Genomic DNA, 16536 nt, shown 5'->3' on the forward strand with positions numbered 1-16536 from the left:
GAGGCGGCGAAGGAGTTGATGAACGTGTCCGCTGCGCCCGTGCTGGCGTTGCGCGGGATCTCCAAGCGGTTCGGTGCCGTCCAGGCGCTCACCGACGTGGAGCTGGAGATCCTTCCCGGTGAGGTGGTCGCCCTGGTCGGCGACAACGGCGCCGGCAAGTCCACCCTGGTCAAGACCATCGCCGGAGTCGGCCCCGCCGACGACGGGGTGATCGAGTGGGAGGGCCGGAAGGTCACCGTCGACCGGCCGCACATCGCCCAGGAACTGGGCATCGCGACCGTCTACCAGGACCTCGCGCTGTGCGACAACCTCGATGTCGTCGGCAACCTCTTCCTCGGCCGGGAGATCGTCCGTGCCGGGGTGCTCGACGAGGTCGAGATGGAGCGCCGCGCCCGGGAACTGCTCGCCACCTTGTCCATCAGGATCCCCAGTGTCCGCATCCCCGTCGCCTCGCTCTCGGGCGGGCAGCGCCAGACCGTCGCCATCGCCCGCTCCCTGCTCGGCGAGCCCAAGGTCGTCATCCTCGACGAGCCCACCGCGGCGCTGGGCGTCGAGCAGACCGCGCAGGTCCTCGACCTCGTCGAACGGCTGCGGGAGCGCGGCCTCGGCGTGATCCTCGTCAGCCACAACATGGCGGACGTGCGGGCCGTGGCCGACCGCGTCGCCGTGCTCCGGCTCGGCCGCAACAACGGCACCTTCGAGGTGCGCGCCACCTCCCAGGAAGAGATCATCTCCGCCATCACCGGTGCCACTGACAACGCTGTCACGCGCCGTGTGGCCCGTCGGCAGGGCGAGGGCGACAGCGAGAGGGCGGAGGGGAATCCGTGAGCACGAATCTGTCCGAGTCCCACAACGGCGAGTCCCACAACGGCGAGTCCCACAACGGCGAGTCCCACGACGGCGGGGCTCCCGGCGGCAACGGCCAGGCGCCCGCCGAGGGCACCGTGATCCCCGTCGACCCCAGGCTGCTGGTCCGGCAGGAGGGTTTCGCCGGGTACTGGAGCGAATTCGGCCGCAAGCTGAGCAGCGGGGAGCTGGGTTCGCTCCCCGTCGTCGTCGGGCTGATCATGATCGCCGTCATCTTCCAGCTGCGCGACTCGGCCTTCCTGGGCGCGGAGAACCTCTCCAACCTCTTCGTCACCGCCGCCGGCACGGGCCTGATCGCGGTCGGCATCGTCTTCGTCCTCATCCTCGGTGAGATCGATCTGTCCGTGGGCTCGGTGAGCGGCCTGGCGGCCGCCGTCTTCGCCGTGCTCAACGTCCATCACGGCATGCCGGAGTGGCTCGCGTTCGTGCTCGCGCTCCTCTCGGGGGCGCTGATCGGCGCGCTGCACGGCTTCTTCTTCGCCCGGATCGGCGTGCCCGCGTTCGTGGTGACCCTGGCCGGTCTGCTCGGCTGGAACGGCCTGATGCTCCAGGTGCTCGGCTCCGACGGCACCATCAACCTCGACGACACGGGTCTGGTCGCCGACCTCACCAACCACTACTTCACCGACATCTCCGCGGCCTACGGCCTGGCGACCCTGGCCGTGGCCGCGTTCTTCCTGCTGTCGTTCCGCGACAGCAGGCGCCGCGAGGCCGCGGGCGTCCCCAGCCGGCCGCTCAGCGAGATTGTCCTGCGCACGGCGGCGCTGGCGGTCCCGGCCTATGTGGTGGCCTGGTTGTTCAATCAGTACAAGGGCCTGCCGCTGGCCGTGGTGATCTTCCTCGGCGTCGTGGTCGCCCTCGACTTCGTGCTGCGCCGCACGCCGTACGGGCGCAAGGTCTTCGCGCTCGGCGGCAGTGTCGAGGCGGCCCGCCGGGCGGGTGTGAACGTCCCGGCGGTCCGGATCTCGGTGTTCGCGCTCTCCGGGACGATGGCGGCGCTCGGCGGGATGTTCCTGGCCTCGCAGATCAACGCCGCGAACCAGTCCTCCGGGTCGGGCAGCCTGCTGATGAACGCCATCGCGGCGGCCGTCATCGGCGGTACGAGCCTCTTCGGCGGCCGGGGCAAGACGTGGTCCGCGCTGCTGGGCGTGCTGGTCATCCAGTCCATCGCCTCGGGCATGGCGCTGCTGGGGATCGCGTCCGCGGTGCAGTACATGATCACGGGTGCGGTGCTGCTGGCGGCCGTGGTCATCGACTCGCTGTCGCGCCGCACACAGCGGAGCGCGGGGCGCGCGTAGCGCTCGCGCCCGGCCGGCGGATCCTGTGGTGGGGTGCGGGTGGTGTTGTTCCCGCACCACCGCTGCGCGGCGGTGTCCTCAATCGCCGGACGGGCTGGATGTGGCCGGTGTGGATGCGTGATTCACTCCGCCGACGGCAGGCGGCCCCGATCGCCGGCCCGGCTGGAGCAGCCGGGCCGGCGATCGAGGTGCCAGGAGGTCCGGGGGCAGCCCCCCAATCACCTCAGCTCACGTTCAGCGCCGTGTCGTCGATGACGAAGTCGGTCGCCAGGGAGGAGTCCTCGGTGCCGGTGAAGGTCAGCGTCACCGTCTTCCCCGCGTACGACGACAGGTCGTAGGTCTTCTGCACGTAGCCGCTCTTGCTGTCGGCGTTGGAGAAGGAGGCCAGCTGGGTGGTGCCCGCCTTGAGGGTCAGGGTGTCGTAGGCCGTGCTCCCCGTCTCCTTCGTGTCGACGTGCAGCCAGAAGCTCAGGCTCGCGTGGCAGCCCGCCGGGACGCTCACGGTCTGGGCGAGCGTGTCGGTGTGGGTGCTGCCGTAGCCGTCGAGCCATGCCTTCCAGGAGCCGGAGTGGGCGGGCTGGGACGCGCTGTTGTCGATGACGCCCGAGGTGGCGGTCCAGGGGGCCGCCGTGCCGCTCTCGAAGCCCGCGTTGCCCAGCAGCTGGGCGGCCGTGCAGCCGCCGCCGGCCGTGTTGACGGTCCAGGTGAAGGAGGCGCTGCCGGTGGCCTTGGTGGTGTCCTGGGCGGTCACGGTGACGTGCGACGTGCCGGGGGTGGTCGGCGTGCCGCTGATGACGCCGGTCCTCGCGTCGACGGCCAGCCCGGCGGGCAGCCCGGTCGCGCTGTAGGTGAGCGACTGGGCGGTGTCGGAGTCGGTGGCCTTGACGGCGAGGGAGACGGCCGTGCCGACCGTGCTGCTCTGGTCGCCGGGGCTGCTCACCGAGACGGTGTTGCCGCCGGTGGAACCGGAGGTGAAGGCGCCGGTGCCGTTGGGGGTGCCGAGCCCGGTCGGTCCGTCGTAGCCGGTGCCCGCGGTGCACAGGTAGGACGGGCTGCAGCTGCCGTTGGCGCCGCTGGTGACGTCGTTGAGCGCGGAGGGGTGCGCGTAGGGGTACGAGGCCGGGTAGCTGCCCGCGGCGGGTGTGCCCGCGAGGGCGTAGACCGCGGCGATGATGGGCGAGGAGGCGCTGGTGCCGCCGTAGACGTTCCAGCCTGCCGCCTGGTAGGTGTCGTAGACCGCGAGCCCCGTGGCGGGGTCGGCGACGGCCGAGACGTCCGCGACGGTCCGCTTCGCGCAGCCGCTGTCGTGCTGCCAGGCGGGCTTGGCGTCATAGGCGGAGCAGCCGGATCCGGCGCCCTGGCCGCCCGCGCTCGAGCCCCACACCGATTCGGTCCAGCCGCGCGCGTTGCCCGAGCGGCTGAGCGAGGTGCCGCCCACGGACGTCACGAAGCGTGAGGCCGCCGGGTACTCGACGCCGAAGCCGCTGTCGCCGGAGCTGACGGTGATCGCGACGCCGGGGTGGTCGAAGTAGGAGGAGTCGGACGTCGGGTCGGTCGCGTCCTCGCTGCCGCCGTAGCTGTTGGAGACGTATTTGGCGCCCATGGTCACGGCGCGGTTCACCGCGGCGCCGAGGTCGTCCATGTTCGCGCTGTTCGCCTCGACCAGCAGGATGTGGCACTGCGGGCAGACGGCGCTGACCATGTCGACGTCGAGCGAGATCTCACCGGCCCAGCCGGAGTCGGCCGTGGGGTAGGAGGTGCCGCCGTTCTGGTCGGCCTTCTTGAAGCAGCCGTTGGCCGTGGTGCAGGCGGGCAGCCCGTACTGCGAGCGGTAGGCGGCGAGGTCCGATTCCGCGTTGGGGTCGTCGTAGGCGTCGACGATGGCCACGGTGGCGCCGGAGCCGGCCCCGGCGGGCAGGGCGTAGGCGCTGCTGAGGTCGGCCGGGCCGTAGCCGGAGGGCATGATCCCGGGCGAGATGCCCTGGTGCTGCTGGATGTCCGTACGGGCCAGGGCGAGGCAGGACATCCTGCCGGGCGCGGTGGCCTGGGAGCAGAGCCGCTTGGTGTGGGCGGCGGTGCTGCTGGTGGCGGTGGCGGTGGTGGTGTGCGGGGCCGCGGTGGCGGCGGGGGAGGCGGCTGTCAGGCCGCCGGTGACGAGCGCCGCGAGCGAGAGCAGCGCGGTGGTGGCACGGCCCGACGGCCGTCTGGAGCGGAAGGTTCTCTTCGTCTGCCGTCTCTTGGCTTGCACGGAACAGCCCTCCATGGGGGGTCGGATGTCGCCCGTGAATGAAAGAGGCCGAGGGGGAGCCGGCGGGTCGCCGGAGCGCAGGGAAATGTCGAGTGCATGACAAATTCCCCCTCGGAAAGTGCCACCCCGGTGGGTGGTGGCATGCGTCGAACGTAGCGACGACCGTTCCCAAGGGACAACCGAGCGAACAGCAAAGGCTTGCTATCGGCGGGATCCCCGCACACCTCTGCGGCACGGGGTGGCCATGTGCCCCGAAAGGGATCCCACCCGGCATTTCACACGGTTCGCGGCCTCGCTGGGCCGATCGCGTGACATAGCTCGCACCACCCGTTCACCGCCACCGCGGGCGGAACATTAGACTCGACAGACCGGCAAGCTCGACAGGCTCGTACAGCTCGATGAAGGAGGCACGGGTGGCGCTGCTGACCCGCATCAGGGGACCGCGCGATCTGGACCGGCTGAGCCCGGAGCAGCTCGACCGGCTGGCCGCGGAGGTCCGCTCCTTCCTCGTCGACGCCGTGGCGAAGACCGGCGGCCACCTCGGCCCCAACCTCGGCGTGGTCGAGCTCACCATCGCCCTGCACCGCGTCTTCGAGTCGCCGAAGGACAAGGTCCTCTTCGACACCGGCCATCAGAGCTATGTGCACAAGCTGCTCACCGGCCGCCAGGACTTCTCCCGGCTGCGCGCCAAGGACGGCCTGTCCGGCTACCCCTCGCGCGCCGAGTCCGAGCACGACGTCATCGAGAACAGCCACGCCTCCACCGTGCTCGGCTGGGCCGACGGCCTCGCCAAGGCCAACCAGGTCCGCGGCGCCGGTGACCACGTCGTCGCCGTCATCGGTGACGGCGCGCTGACCGGCGGCATGGCCTGGGAGGCGCTCAACAACATCGCGGTCGCCAAGGACCGCCCGCTGGTCATCGTCGTCAACGACAACGAGCGCTCCTACGCCCCGACCATCGGCGGCCTCGCCAACCACCTGGCCACGCTGCGCACCACCGACGGCTACGAGCGCTTCCTGGCCCGTGGCAAGGACCTGCTGGAGCGCACCCCCGTCCTCGGCAAGCCGCTCTACGAGACGCTGCACGGCGCCAAGAAGGGCCTCAAGGACTTCATCGCCCCGCAGGGCATGTTCGAGGACCTGGGCCTGAAGTACATCGGCCCGATCGACGGCCACGACATCGAGGCCCTCGAATCCGCCCTCCAGCGCGCCAAGCGCTTCGGCGGGCCCGTCATCGTGCACTGTCTCACCCAGAAGGGCCGCGGCTACAAGCCCGCCGAGCAGCACGAGGGCGACCGCTTCCACGGCATCGGCGTCATCCACCCGGACACCGGCCTGCCGGTCTCCTCGGGCGGTGCCGACTGGACCTCCGTCTTCGGCGACGAGATGGTCGAGCTCGGGCGCGAGCGGGAGGACATCGTCGCGATCACCGCGGCCATGCTCCAGCCCGTCGGCCTGGAGAAGTTCGCCAAGGCGTTCCCCGACCGCGTCTACGACGTCGGGATCGCCGAGCAGCACGCGGCGACGTCGGCGGCCGGTCTGGCGACGGGCGGCCTGCACCCGGTCTTCGCGGTGTACGCCACCTTCCTCAACCGTGCCTTCGACCAGGTGCTGATGGACGTGGCGCTGCACAAGTGCGGCGTCACCTTCGTGCTGGACCGGGCCGGGGTCACCGGCACCGACGGCGCCTCCCACAACGGCATGTGGGACATGTCGATCCTCCAGGTCGTCCCCGGCCTGCGGATCGCCGCCCCGCGCGACGCCGACCAGGTCCGCGCGCAGCTGCGCGAGGCCGTCGAGGTCAAGGACGCGCCGACCGTCGTGCGCTATTCCAAGGGCGCGGTCGGCCCGGCCGTCGAGGCCGTCGGCCGGATCGGCGGCATGGACGTCCTGCGCGAGCCCGCCGCCGGCACCGCCCGCCCCGACGTCCTCATCGTGTCCGTGGGCGCCCTCGCCCCCATGTGCCTGGAGATCGCCGGCCTGCTCGACCAGCAGGGCATCTCCTCGACCGTCGTCGACCCGCGCTGGGTCAAGCCGGTCGACGAGGCGCTGCCGCCGCTCGCCGCGCGCCACCGGGTCGTGGTCACCGTCGAGGACAACAGCCGTGTGGGCGGCGTCGGTTCGGCCGTCGCGCAGGCGCTGCGCGACGCGGACGTCGACCTTCCGCTGCGCGACTTCGGCATCCCGCCGCGCTTCCTCGACCACGCCTCCCGCAAGGAGGTCATGGCGGAGATCGGGCTCACCGCGCCGGACATCGCACGCCAGGTGACGGGTCTGGTCTCGAAGCTCGACGGCCGCTACGAGGAGGCCGAGCCGGCCGCCGAGGTCGCCCGCGACTAGCGGTCCCGCTCCATCCGGCGCAGGCCGGGCTCGTTCCGACGAGCCCGGCCTGCGCGCGTGCGCCCCCTATCCGGGTGGAAGCGTGACCCGTCCGCATACTGCCGGGTGCGTCCCATCGGGTGAATCCTGAGAGCGGTGGCCGGGCCCCGCCCCGCGTGGGCCCGAACATCGCGGACACTCGCTCAGTTCACGGATGAGCGACGGGTCGAGCAGGAGGTGGGCCGATGAGTACGGAACAACCCCTCAGGAACAGCCCCGGAAGGCGCGGCGTCTTCCGGACCAAGTCGGTGGAGCAGTCCATCCGGGACACCGAGGAGCCCGAGCACGCCCTCCGCAAGTCCCTCACCGCCCTCGATCTCACCGTCTTCGGCGTCGGTGTCGTCATCGGCACCGGCATCTTCGTGCTCACCGGCAAGGTCGCCAAGGAGAACGCGGGCCCCTCGGTGGCCCTCGCCTTCGTCCTCGCGGGCGTCGTCTGCGGGCTCGCGGCGCTGTGCTACGCCGAGTTCGCCTCCACGGTGCCGGTCGCCGGCTCCGCGTACACCTTCTCGTACGCCTCCCTCGGCGAGCTGCCCGCCTGGATCATCGGCTGGGACCTGGTCCTGGAGCTGGCCCTGGGCTGCGCGGTCGTCGCCGTCGGCTGGTCCGGGTACATCCGCTCGCTGCTGGACAACGCGGGCTGGCACCTGCCGGTGGGCCTCCAGGGCACCCACGCGGGCCGCTTCGGCTTCGACATCCTCGCCTGCGCGCTCGTCCTCGTGCTCACCGGGATCCTGGTCCTCGGGATGAAGCTGTCCTCCCGGGTGACGACGGTCGTCGTCGCGATCAAGGTCACCGTCGTCCTGATCGTGATCATCGTCGGGGCGTTCTTCATCTCGGGCGCCAACTACCACCCGTTCATCCCCGCGTCCGTCCCCACCAAGGCCGGCGGCGACATCAAGGCCCCGCTGGTGCAGCTGATGTTCGGCTTCTCGCCGTCGAACTTCGGCCTCATGGGCATCTTCTCCGCCGCCGCCGTCGTCTTCTTCGCGTTCATCGGCTTCGACATCGTCGCCACCGCCGCCGAGGAGACCCGCAACCCGCAGCGCGACGTGCCTCGCGGCATCCTCGGCTCGCTCGCCATCTGCACGGTCCTCTACGTGGCCGTCTCCGTCGTCGTCACCGGCATGCAGCGCTACAGCGAGCTCTCCACCGACGCCCCGCTCGCCGACGCCTTCAAGGCCACCGGCCACCCCTTCTGGGCCGGGCTGATCAGCTTCGGCGCGGCCGTCGGCCTCACCACCGTCTGCATGATCCTGCTGCTCGGCCAGAGCCGGGTCTTCTTCGCGATGAGCCGGGACGGGCTGCTGCCGAGGATCTTCTCCCGCGTCCACCCCCGCTTCGGCACGCCCTACCGCTCCACGATCCTGCTCGGCGTCGTCGTCGCCGTGCTCGCCGGCTTCACCTCCATCGACGTCCTGGCCGAACTCGTCAACATCGGCACGCTCTTCGCCTTCGTCGTCGTCGCCCTCGGCGTCATCCTCCTCCGCCGCAGCCGCCCCGACCTGCACCGGGCCTTCCGCACCCCGCTCGTCCCCCTCGTGCCGGTGCTCTCCGTCCTGGCCTCGCTGTGGCTCATGCTCAACCTCACCGCCGAGACCTGGCTGAGGTTCGCGGCCTGGATGGCGCTGGGCTTCGTCATCTACTTCGTCTACGGGCGCCGGCACAGCCGCGTGCCCTGAGCATTTGGGGCGGGCGGGCGCCACCACGCGCCCGCCCGCCCCGTGCGGACCGCGCCACCCCCAAGGCCGTTACCCCTAGGTTGACCCGCATGCCCGTCGCACAGCGCGCGGCCGCCCCGGCCGCCGCCCCCGCACCGCACGTCCGGGCCCCGCACGGGCCCGTGGCCCCGCCGGGGAACCGCGACGCCTTCTGGCCACGCCTGCTGCCCCTCCTCGCGGCCCTCGCCGCCGTCACCCGGCTGCCGTCCTTCCTGCACCCGCTGTGGAACCCCGACGAGGGCTTCCTCGCCACCGAGGCCCGCATGCTCGCCCACGGCGCCGTCCTCTACGGCACCGTCGTCGACCGCAAGCCGCCCGTGCTGCCCTGGCTCTACGAACTGTGCTTCGCTCTCTTCGGCGACCGCACCCTGCTGCCCCTCAAGGCCCTCGCGGTCCTCGCCCAGCTGCTCACCGCCGTCCTGCTCGCCTCGCTCGCCCGCCGCCGCTGGGGCGAACGGGCCGGGCGCGCGGCCGGCGCGCTCTATCTCCTGGCGTCCATCGCCCTCGCCCCCGAGGACACCCAGGCCGCGGCCTTCGAGGTGTTCATGGTGCCGTGGACCGTCGCCGCCATGTGGTGCGCGGACCGCCGCCGTTGGGGCGCCGCGGGGCTCGCCGTCGCCGCCGCCATGCTCACCAAGCAGACCGGGGGAGCGGTCCTCGCCCCCGTACTCCTGCTGCTGTGGACCGCGCGCCACCGGGCCGTCGGCGCCACCGCCCTGGCCCTCGGCGTGCTCCTGCCCACCGCCGCCGTCGCCTGCGCCACCGGCCCCGCCCGGCTGCTGTTCTGGTCCGTGACCGGCTCCGGGACGTACGCCTCGGCGGCCGGTGCCGTCGCGCTCGCCGCCGGCCAGGCGGTGTCCAACGCGAGCACCCTCGCCGTGGGCTGCGCCGGGCTGCTGCTGCCGGTCGCCCGCCGGCTGCTGGACCGCTGCCGCGCCGCGCCGCCCGAGCTGTGGCTTTGGCTCGCCGCCTCGGCCGTGGCCGTCGCCACCGGCTTCCACTTCTTCGGCCACTACTACCTCCAGCTGATCCCGCCGCTCACCCTGCTGGGCACCTCGGCGCTGGCCGCCCTCGACGGGCGGCTGCTGGGCACCTCGCTCGCGCTCTCCGCCCTCTCCTGCGCGTTCTTCCTGGCCTGGGGCCTCGCCGACCAGCCGCCCGACCTGCCGCACACCCTCAAGGTGGCGCGCGCCGTCCGCGAGCGCACCGCGCCCACCGCCCGGGTGCTGTGCTGGGGCATGCACCCCGAGACGTACTGGCTCGCGGACCGCCCGCCCGCCGGCCGCTTCCTGACCGCCGGGCTGCTCACCAACTACAGCGGGGGACGCGGCCCTTCACACGTCGGCGAGGCGTACGGCGTGCCGGGCTCCTGGCCCGTCTTCCGCCGCGAGCTGACCCGCCGTCCGCCCGCGCTCATCGTCGACGACTCACGCGGCAAGCCCTACGGCCCGGCCCGGCTGCCCTCGCTGCGGGCGGTCCTGGACCGGGGCTACGAGCGGGTGGGCACGGCCGACGGCGCGGTCCTCTACGCCCCGGCGGGCGCGGCCGCGGACGTCCCGCCCGCTACGGGAGGACCGCGCGGGGCCCCGTGACCTCGGCGCCGAGTGCCCTTACGCGCCCGCGCAGTTCGCGGTCCGCGGTGACGACCACGCAGCGCCGGCCCGGTGCCCGCTCCGCGACCACCTGGACGATCCGGTCGTCGCCACTGCCGTCCGCCTCCGCCACCCGCACCCCGGGCACCGGCTCGACGCCGCGTGCCGCGCCCTCCACCACCAGTACGATCTCCGGCGGGGACGCGAGCGGTGGCTCGACGGCTCCCGGCGGCAGGGCCGCGCCGTCGCCCTCCGCCGAGTACGCGACGAGCCGGTCCCGCAGCCGCCGGGCCGCGCCACGGCGGTCGCGCCACCAGCCGTCGGGCACCGAACCGACGACATTCGCGCCGTCCACGACGAGGAGAGCAGTCATGCGACCAGCCTCCCACGTCAATTCCGCGCGGAATTCGGCGGCGCCCACGATGTTATTGTCGAGGGTCGACAAAAGGGGTCCGCGCGGCGCGCAATTGCGGCCGGGCGCGGAAAGGCCCGAGTGCGAGAAAGGCTGGCAGCGAGACATGGCAGTGCGTACCGCCACCCCGGTAACCGGCTGGCTACTGCGAGGCAGTGACGGCCGTCTCACCGCCTACGCTCCCGCCGAGGGCGGTGTCGCGCGCTGGACCGAGACCCGGCCCGGCGGCCCCGAGTGGACCGGTCCGGAGCTCCTGCCCGCGCCGGGCCTGGACCCGCACCTGTCCATAGCGCAGAACGCGCAGGGCTATGTCTATCTGGTCGGTGTCCGCCGCCGTGAGGTCCCGAGCGACGCGGGCGACTGGATTGCCACCGAGGTGGTCTACGCCACGCAGCTCCAGTCGGGCCGCCCGGTCACGAACTGGCGGTCGATCGGCACGCCCCACGGCCAGGACTGGGACCGGGCGGCGCAGGTCGGCGCCCCGACGGCCGTCGTGGACTCCGTCGGCCTCCACGTCTTCGTGCGCAACGCCGGAGGCGGCGTGTGCGGCCGTCACATGGACGCGCGCGGCATCTGGGGCCCCTGGACGGACCTGAAGGGCAGTCACGTCCTCGACGGGATGACCGCGGCCGCGACCTCCACCGGCCGCGTCGAACTCCTCGCCCCGGCGGCCGAGTTCGTGCTGCGCTGGCAGCAGGACGAGCCCGGTGGCCCGCTCCGGCGCGTCCGCAACACCCCCGCGAAGCCGGCGGCCGCGACCGCCACGGCCGTCGCGACCGGCGACGACCGGATCACCCACTTCTGGCGCGAGGCCGCGGACTCCGCGCTCCACACGGTCCTGCCCCCGGTCGGCGCGGCCGACGACGAGCCGGTCAGCGCGTCCCTGGGCGCCGTCGGCACCGGCCCCGCCGCGGCCCTGCGCACGCCGCTCGACGGCCTCGACTGCACGGTCCTCGCCCAGCGGTCCGCCTCCGGCGTCCCGGCCGTGGCCGTCTTCCCCACCGGTGACGAACCGGCCGGCGGCCAATGGTCCGAAACCGGCGAGGACTTCGCGGGCGCCCCCGCGCTGGCCCTGGACGCCCTCGGCCGGGTGACCCTGGCGGTGCTCGGCGCCGACGGCCATCTGCGGGTGGCCCGCCAGCGCATGTCCGAGCCGGGCCTCGCGCTGGGGGACTGGGTGCGGGTGTAGTCGGCGGGGGCGTTCCCGCCCCCTTCCCGAAGCCGTGAGCCCCCTGGGTCCCCGCACGGCCGCGTCCCTTGTCCTCGATCTCCCTCAACTGACACCCCCGGACTCTGTCCGGGGGTGTCTTTTCGTGGCCCCCAGGCCGCGTAGCCACGGCCGCCCCCCTTGCCGTACCCACGAACCAGACAAGTCTGTCATGTCTGTTCATGGGTGACGATCTTGGATTCGGGCTGGAGGAATGGGTTACTCCGCTACTGCCACTTTGACACCTCTTTACGAGTTATATACTTTCGATGTCCATTGGTTCAGACCAGTGGGCGTTTCGGTGTCGGGGTGGGGAAGAGGCGGGCCGGTCGGCCCGGAGGGGTTCAGATGAGTTCAGTTCGGCCTGCCCGTACGGGTGGGCATCGCGCGCGTTCCGGTGGGGGCCGGCGGCACGCGGCGCGCGGAGGGCCCGTGCACGGCGGGCTGTTGCCGCAGCCGCCCACCGACCGTGAGAAGTACGCGTATGTGAAGCGGCACCTGTGGGTGCTGACGCTCAGCTCACTGGTCAGCTTCGTCTGTCTCGTGCTGAGTCAGTTCAAGCTGGCGGCCTCCACGCCGCTGCTGTGGGTCTATGTGCCGCTGCTGGTCTTTACCGTCATCTACTACTTGATTTCGCTCCGGGTGAACGCCGTCACCCGCGATTTCGACCTCAAGAACCATAAGCGGCTGGTCCGGAACTGGAAGCCCGACGAATATCCGTCCGTCGACGTCTTCCTGCCCGTGTGCGGCGAGCCCATCGAGGTGCTCCACAACACCTGGACGCATGTGCGCGCTCTCGCGGACCGCTATCCGGGTGTCTGTGTGCCGTTCGTCATGGACGACGCCGCCGATCCCGAACTGGCCGCGATGGCGGCCGACTTCGGATTCCGCTACGGCACCCGGCCGAACCGTGGCTGGTTCAAGAAGGCCGGGAACATGCACTTCGGCTACGGGCAGTCCGACGGAAAGTACATCCTCATCCTCGACGCCGACTTCGCGCCGCGTTCCGACCTCCTGGAAGAACTGCTTCCGTACATGGAGGACGACGAGCGGATCGGAATCGTCCAGTCGCCGCAGTTCTTCCGGGTGCTCGACTCGCAGAACTGGATCGAGCGCGGCGCGGGAGCCGTGCAGGAGCTCTTCTACCGCTCGGTCCAGGTCTCGCGGCAGGGCAGTGACGGCGCGATCTGCGTGGGCAGCTGCGCGGTCTACCGGCGGGCGGCCCTCGACACCAACGGCGGCACCACGCTGATCGAGCACTCCGAGGACGTGCACACCGGCTTCGACCTGCGGGGCCTGGGCTGGGACCTGCGCTATGTGCCGATCGCGGTGTCGACCGGGGTGTGCCCGGACACCGCCGGAGCATTCTTCAACCAGCAGTACCGCTGGTGTTCCGGGTCGATGAGCCTGATGTCCAGCCGGAAATTCTGGAAGGCGAAGATCCGGCTCTCCAGCCGGCTCTGCTATCTGTCCGGATTCTTCTACTACATCCACACGGCGCTGTTCACCTTCGCGGCGCCGGTGATTCCCATCGTGCTGCTGCTGGGCATGCCCGACAAGCTGAAGGTCGAGCACCTGCTGCTCGTCCTGCCCAGCATCGTCTACACCACCGTCATCTTCCCGGTCTGGCACAAGGCGCCCTACCGGCTGGAGGCGTGGTCGGCCCGCATGATGTACGGCTGGGCACACGTCTTCGCCATCTGGGACATCCTCCGCAAGAACCGCATGGGGTGGCAGCCGACCGGCTCCTCCGGCGCGAAGAAGAACAAGACCCGGCGCTTCTGGATCGGTATGTGGGTGTGGAGCGGCGGCACCGCGCTGCTGTGGGTGGGCGCCGCCGTCTGGCGGATGTTCACCATGTATCCCCCCGACTTCGCCCTGATCCTGTCCTCCGGCCTGTTCTACGCCCTGGTCGTCGGCCGGGTGCTGGTCCAGCCCCGAGCGGAGAGTGCCGCATGAGATCCCGTACAGCCCGCACGGTCACCACCGCCGCGCTGCTCGCCACGGTGGCCGCGCCCCTCGCCGCCTGCACCTCCGGTGAAGCCGGGGCGCGGGGAGCGCGGCCCACGGCCGGGGCCACCACACAATTCGTCAAGCCCCACGACCTCCGCCCCCTGATCCAGCCGCGCAAGAAGTTCTTCGGCGCGGCGGTCGACAAGGCGCCGACCTCCATGGCCCCGGTGGACAAGTACGCGGACATGGTGGGCAAGAGGCCGAACCTGCTGGAGTACTACGCGGCGTGGGGCGACGGTTTCAACTCCGCGGGCGTGCGCAACGCCTGGGACTCCGGCGCCCTGACGGTGGTCTCCTGGGAGCCCGCCGACACCACGATCGCCGACATCGCCGACGGCAAGTCCGACGCCTATCTCAAGGACTACGCGGGCGCCGTGCGCAAGCTCGGGCTGCCTGTCGCCATCAGTTTCGCGGACGAGATGAACGGCCACTGGGAGACGTGGGGCACCAAGCACGTCAAGCCCGCGGACTACGTCCGGGCCTGGAAGCACCTCCGCGCGGTCTTCGACGAGGCCGGTGCCACCAACGTCATCTGGGCCTGGTCGCCGAACATCGTCAACTCGGTCAAGAACGTCGACATCGAGCAGTTCTACCCCGGTGACGCCTACGTCGACTGGGTGGGCCTGGTCGGCTACTTCACCACGTCCGAGAGCGGCGCCTTCGACCACGTCTTCGGCCCGACCCTCAAGAAGGTCCGCACCTTCAGCGACAAGCCCGTGCTCATCCTCGAGACCGCGGCGGAGCCGGGCGCCCGGCGCCGTGCGGACGTGCAGAACCTCTTCAAGGGCGTCACCGACCGGGACGACATCATCGGTTTCGTCTGGTTCGACCACAACAAGCGCGCCGACTGGCGGCTGGAGGTCAGCCCGCTGGCGCTGGCCGAGTTCAAACGACTGGCAGCCGACGACGCCTTCGGCTTCGACGTGCGGAAACCGTGATGGAACCTTCGATCGACGACCCCAGGGGACGCGGGTACCGAGTGCCGCAGCAGCAGGGCGGCACCGGGCCCGACCACAACGACCCTTACTACGACATGGGCTGGGCCGGCGGCCAGGTGACCGGGCCCGAGCAGCAGACGTACGACCCGTACACCACCCCGGCCACCGGGCCGTACGCGCCGTACCCCGCGCCGGAGCAGCAGGTTCAGCAGACTCATCAGATTCACCAGGTGGCCCAGGCACCGCACGTACCGCAGCAGCGCTCGTGGCAGGAGCCCTCGGCCCCCGCTGCCGAAGCCGAGCCGGCCTACCGCATCCCGCCGACCCCCGACGCCGGCTGGGACATGGCCCACAGCCGCCGCCGCGGCTGGGTCAGCCGGGCCGTGCTGCTGTGCGTCCTGGCCATCCAGGCGGTGCTCTCCCTGCGGCTGGACAACACGGCGTTCCAGGACGAGGCGCTCTACCTCTACGCCGGGCACATGCAGCTCGACCACCTGCTCCACGGCGCCGAGCTCCCGGTCGACTACAACGCCTACTTCTCCGGTTCGGCGTCGCTGTATCCGGTGCTGGCCGCCCTCGCCGACTCCGCGTTCGGGCTGGCCGGGGCGCGCGCCCTCAGCCTCGCCTGCATGCTGGGCACCACGGCGCTGCTCTACTCCTTCACCCGGCGGATGTTCAACGAACGGGTGGCGCTGGCGGCGGCGGCCCTGTTCGCCGTGACGCAGTCCACGATCGTGCTGGGCAACTTCGCGACGTACGACGCCGCGGCGCTCTTCCTCCTCACCCTGGCCACCTGGATCGTCGTGCGGACGGACCGGGCGCGCGTCGCCGCCGTGCTGCTCGCGGCCCCTGTCGCCGCCCTGGCCGTCGGGGTGAAATACGCCGCCGCGCTCTACCTTCCGACCGTCCTCGTGCTCGCCGTGCTCACCGCCTGGCCGCACCGGGGCAAGCGGTCCCTGTGGCGTGCCGCGGCCCTGGCCGCGGGCATCGTCGCGCTGCTCGGCATCGCGCTGCTCGCCTCCGATGTGCTCACCGGCATCCAGAAGACCACGACCGGTCGTGCGCACGGCACGGAGAGCGCCTTCGACCTTCTGACGAGGTCGGCAGGCTGGGGCGGGCTGCTGTTCGCCACCGCGTGCGTCGGGGCCGTCTCCTACGCGCACCGCGGCCGCATGAACGAGTCGCCCCGCTCCTTGAGCATGAGCGGCCCCGGCCGGCGCCGACGGGTCATGATCGGCCTCGTGCTCTGCGGCACGGCCCTGCTGGCCCCCGCCTACCAGATGTATCTCGGCACAGGGGTGTCCCTGTTCAAGCACATCGGGTTCGGACTGCTCTTCGCGGCCCCCATGGCCGGAATCGGCGTGAGCCGCCTGGTCGGCGCGCACTTCCGCTATCCCCAACTGGGCATCCTGCTCTGGGTCGTGATGCTGTGCGTCGGGCTGGCCCAGTCGACCTGGCGCTTCGGCGTCTGGCCGAACTCCACCCAACTCGTCGACGTGCTCCGCCCGTACGTGAACGACAAGGGGCGCTACCTCGGCGACGCGCACGAAGTGGCGGTGTACTACCTCCGCGAGCAGACCGGCCAGCGGCAGTGGACACCCACCGACAACATCAGCTACCAGGACTCCCGCGGTGCCACGCACACCGGCGAGGACGGCTACAAGCGGGCGCTGGACGACGGGTGGTTCGACCTCGTCGTGCTCGACGGGCTCTCCACCGGCGGCACCGATGCCGTCATCGCCGACAACCTCAAGGCGAACCCGCGCTACCGGCTGCTGGCCACCATCCCCTTCGAGAACTCGTCCGGCACCGGGACCTACCGCGTGTGGACCAAGCGCTAGCGAACCGTCCGCTCCCAGGGG

At 71.5% G+C, this 16536-nt stretch carries 11 protein-coding genes; 9 read left to right on the forward strand and 2 right to left on the reverse strand.

The genetic code is table 11. From position 1 onward, the window contains the following. The first annotated feature begins 24 nt into the window (after positions 1-24). Together ACFY1P_RS18435 and ACFY1P_RS18440 are read left to right on the forward strand one after the other, a co-directional pair. Positions 25-828 carry an ATP-binding cassette domain-containing protein gene (locus ACFY1P_RS18435; RefSeq protein WP_361526129.1) on the forward strand — a complete coding sequence of 268 codons (804 nt, stop codon included), beginning with the start codon at positions 25-27 and terminating at the stop codon, positions 826-828. After that, positions 825-2165: a sugar ABC transporter permease gene (locus ACFY1P_RS18440; protein ID WP_390751131.1), complete on the forward strand. Its 1341-nt coding sequence runs from the start codon at positions 825-827 to the stop codon at positions 2163-2165. The genes ACFY1P_RS18435 and ACFY1P_RS18440 overlap by 4 nt, the downstream gene beginning before the upstream one ends. A gap of 223 nt (positions 2166-2388) precedes the next feature. Here the strand turns inward: ACFY1P_RS18440 and ACFY1P_RS18445 are convergent, their stop codons facing one another. After that, a complete protein-coding gene (locus ACFY1P_RS18445) occupies positions 2389-4413 on the reverse strand; it encodes a putative Ig domain-containing protein (protein ID WP_390751132.1) in 2025 nt (674 codons plus the stop codon). Positions 4414-4811: 398 nt separating this feature from the next. Between ACFY1P_RS18445 and dxs the strand changes: the two genes are divergently transcribed. The 3 genes from dxs (at position 4812) to ACFY1P_RS18460 (ending at position 10104) form a co-directional block, all read left to right on the forward strand. Then, positions 4812-6752, forward strand: coding sequence for a 1-deoxy-D-xylulose-5-phosphate synthase (gene dxs, locus ACFY1P_RS18450; protein WP_390751133.1), 1941 nt, complete (start codon positions 4812-4814; stop codon positions 6750-6752). 224 nt (positions 6753-6976) lie between these two features. Then, positions 6977-8473: an amino acid permease gene (locus ACFY1P_RS18455; protein ID WP_361530616.1), complete on the forward strand. Its 1497-nt coding sequence runs from the start codon at positions 6977-6979 to the stop codon at positions 8471-8473. A gap of 89 nt (positions 8474-8562) precedes the next feature. Further along, a complete protein-coding gene (locus ACFY1P_RS18460) occupies positions 8563-10104 on the forward strand; it encodes an ArnT family glycosyltransferase (protein ID WP_390751134.1) in 1542 nt (513 codons plus the stop codon). Here ACFY1P_RS18460 and ACFY1P_RS18465 read toward each other — a convergent pair. After that, on the reverse strand, positions 10076-10477 hold the full coding sequence (locus tag ACFY1P_RS18465; RefSeq protein WP_390751135.1) for an NTP pyrophosphohydrolase: 402 nt from the start codon (positions 10475-10477) through the stop codon (positions 10076-10078). The genes ACFY1P_RS18460 and ACFY1P_RS18465 overlap by 29 nt on opposite strands. A 145-nt stretch (positions 10478-10622) precedes the next feature. Between ACFY1P_RS18465 and ACFY1P_RS18470 the strand changes: the two genes are divergently transcribed. From ACFY1P_RS18470 to ACFY1P_RS18485, 4 genes are all read left to right on the forward strand, one after another. Next, positions 10623-11705, forward strand: a complete 1083-nt coding sequence (locus ACFY1P_RS18470; RefSeq protein ID WP_361530624.1) for a hypothetical protein — start codon at positions 10623-10625, stop codon at positions 11703-11705. Positions 11706-12266: 561 nt separating this feature from the next. After that, positions 12267-13682, forward strand: a complete 1416-nt coding sequence (locus ACFY1P_RS18475) for a glycosyltransferase family 2 protein (protein ID WP_361530644.1) — start codon at positions 12267-12269, stop codon at positions 13680-13682. Next, on the forward strand, positions 13679-14674 hold the full coding sequence (locus ACFY1P_RS18480; RefSeq protein WP_390751136.1) for a glycoside hydrolase family 26 protein: 996 nt from the start codon (positions 13679-13681) through the stop codon (positions 14672-14674). Before ACFY1P_RS18475 ends, ACFY1P_RS18480 begins: the two co-directional genes overlap by 4 nt. Continuing rightward, entirely contained in the window at positions 14674-16515 is a 1842-nt protein-coding gene (locus tag ACFY1P_RS18485; protein ID WP_390751137.1) for a glycosyltransferase family 39 protein, read from the forward strand. Before ACFY1P_RS18480 ends, ACFY1P_RS18485 begins: the two co-directional genes overlap by 1 nt. Positions 16516-16536 lie beyond the last annotated feature (21 nt).

The organism is Streptomyces sp. NPDC001407, from assembly GCF_042895325.1.
In the GTDB taxonomy this organism is placed as follows: domain Bacteria; phylum Actinomycetota; class Actinomycetes; order Streptomycetales; family Streptomycetaceae; genus Streptomyces.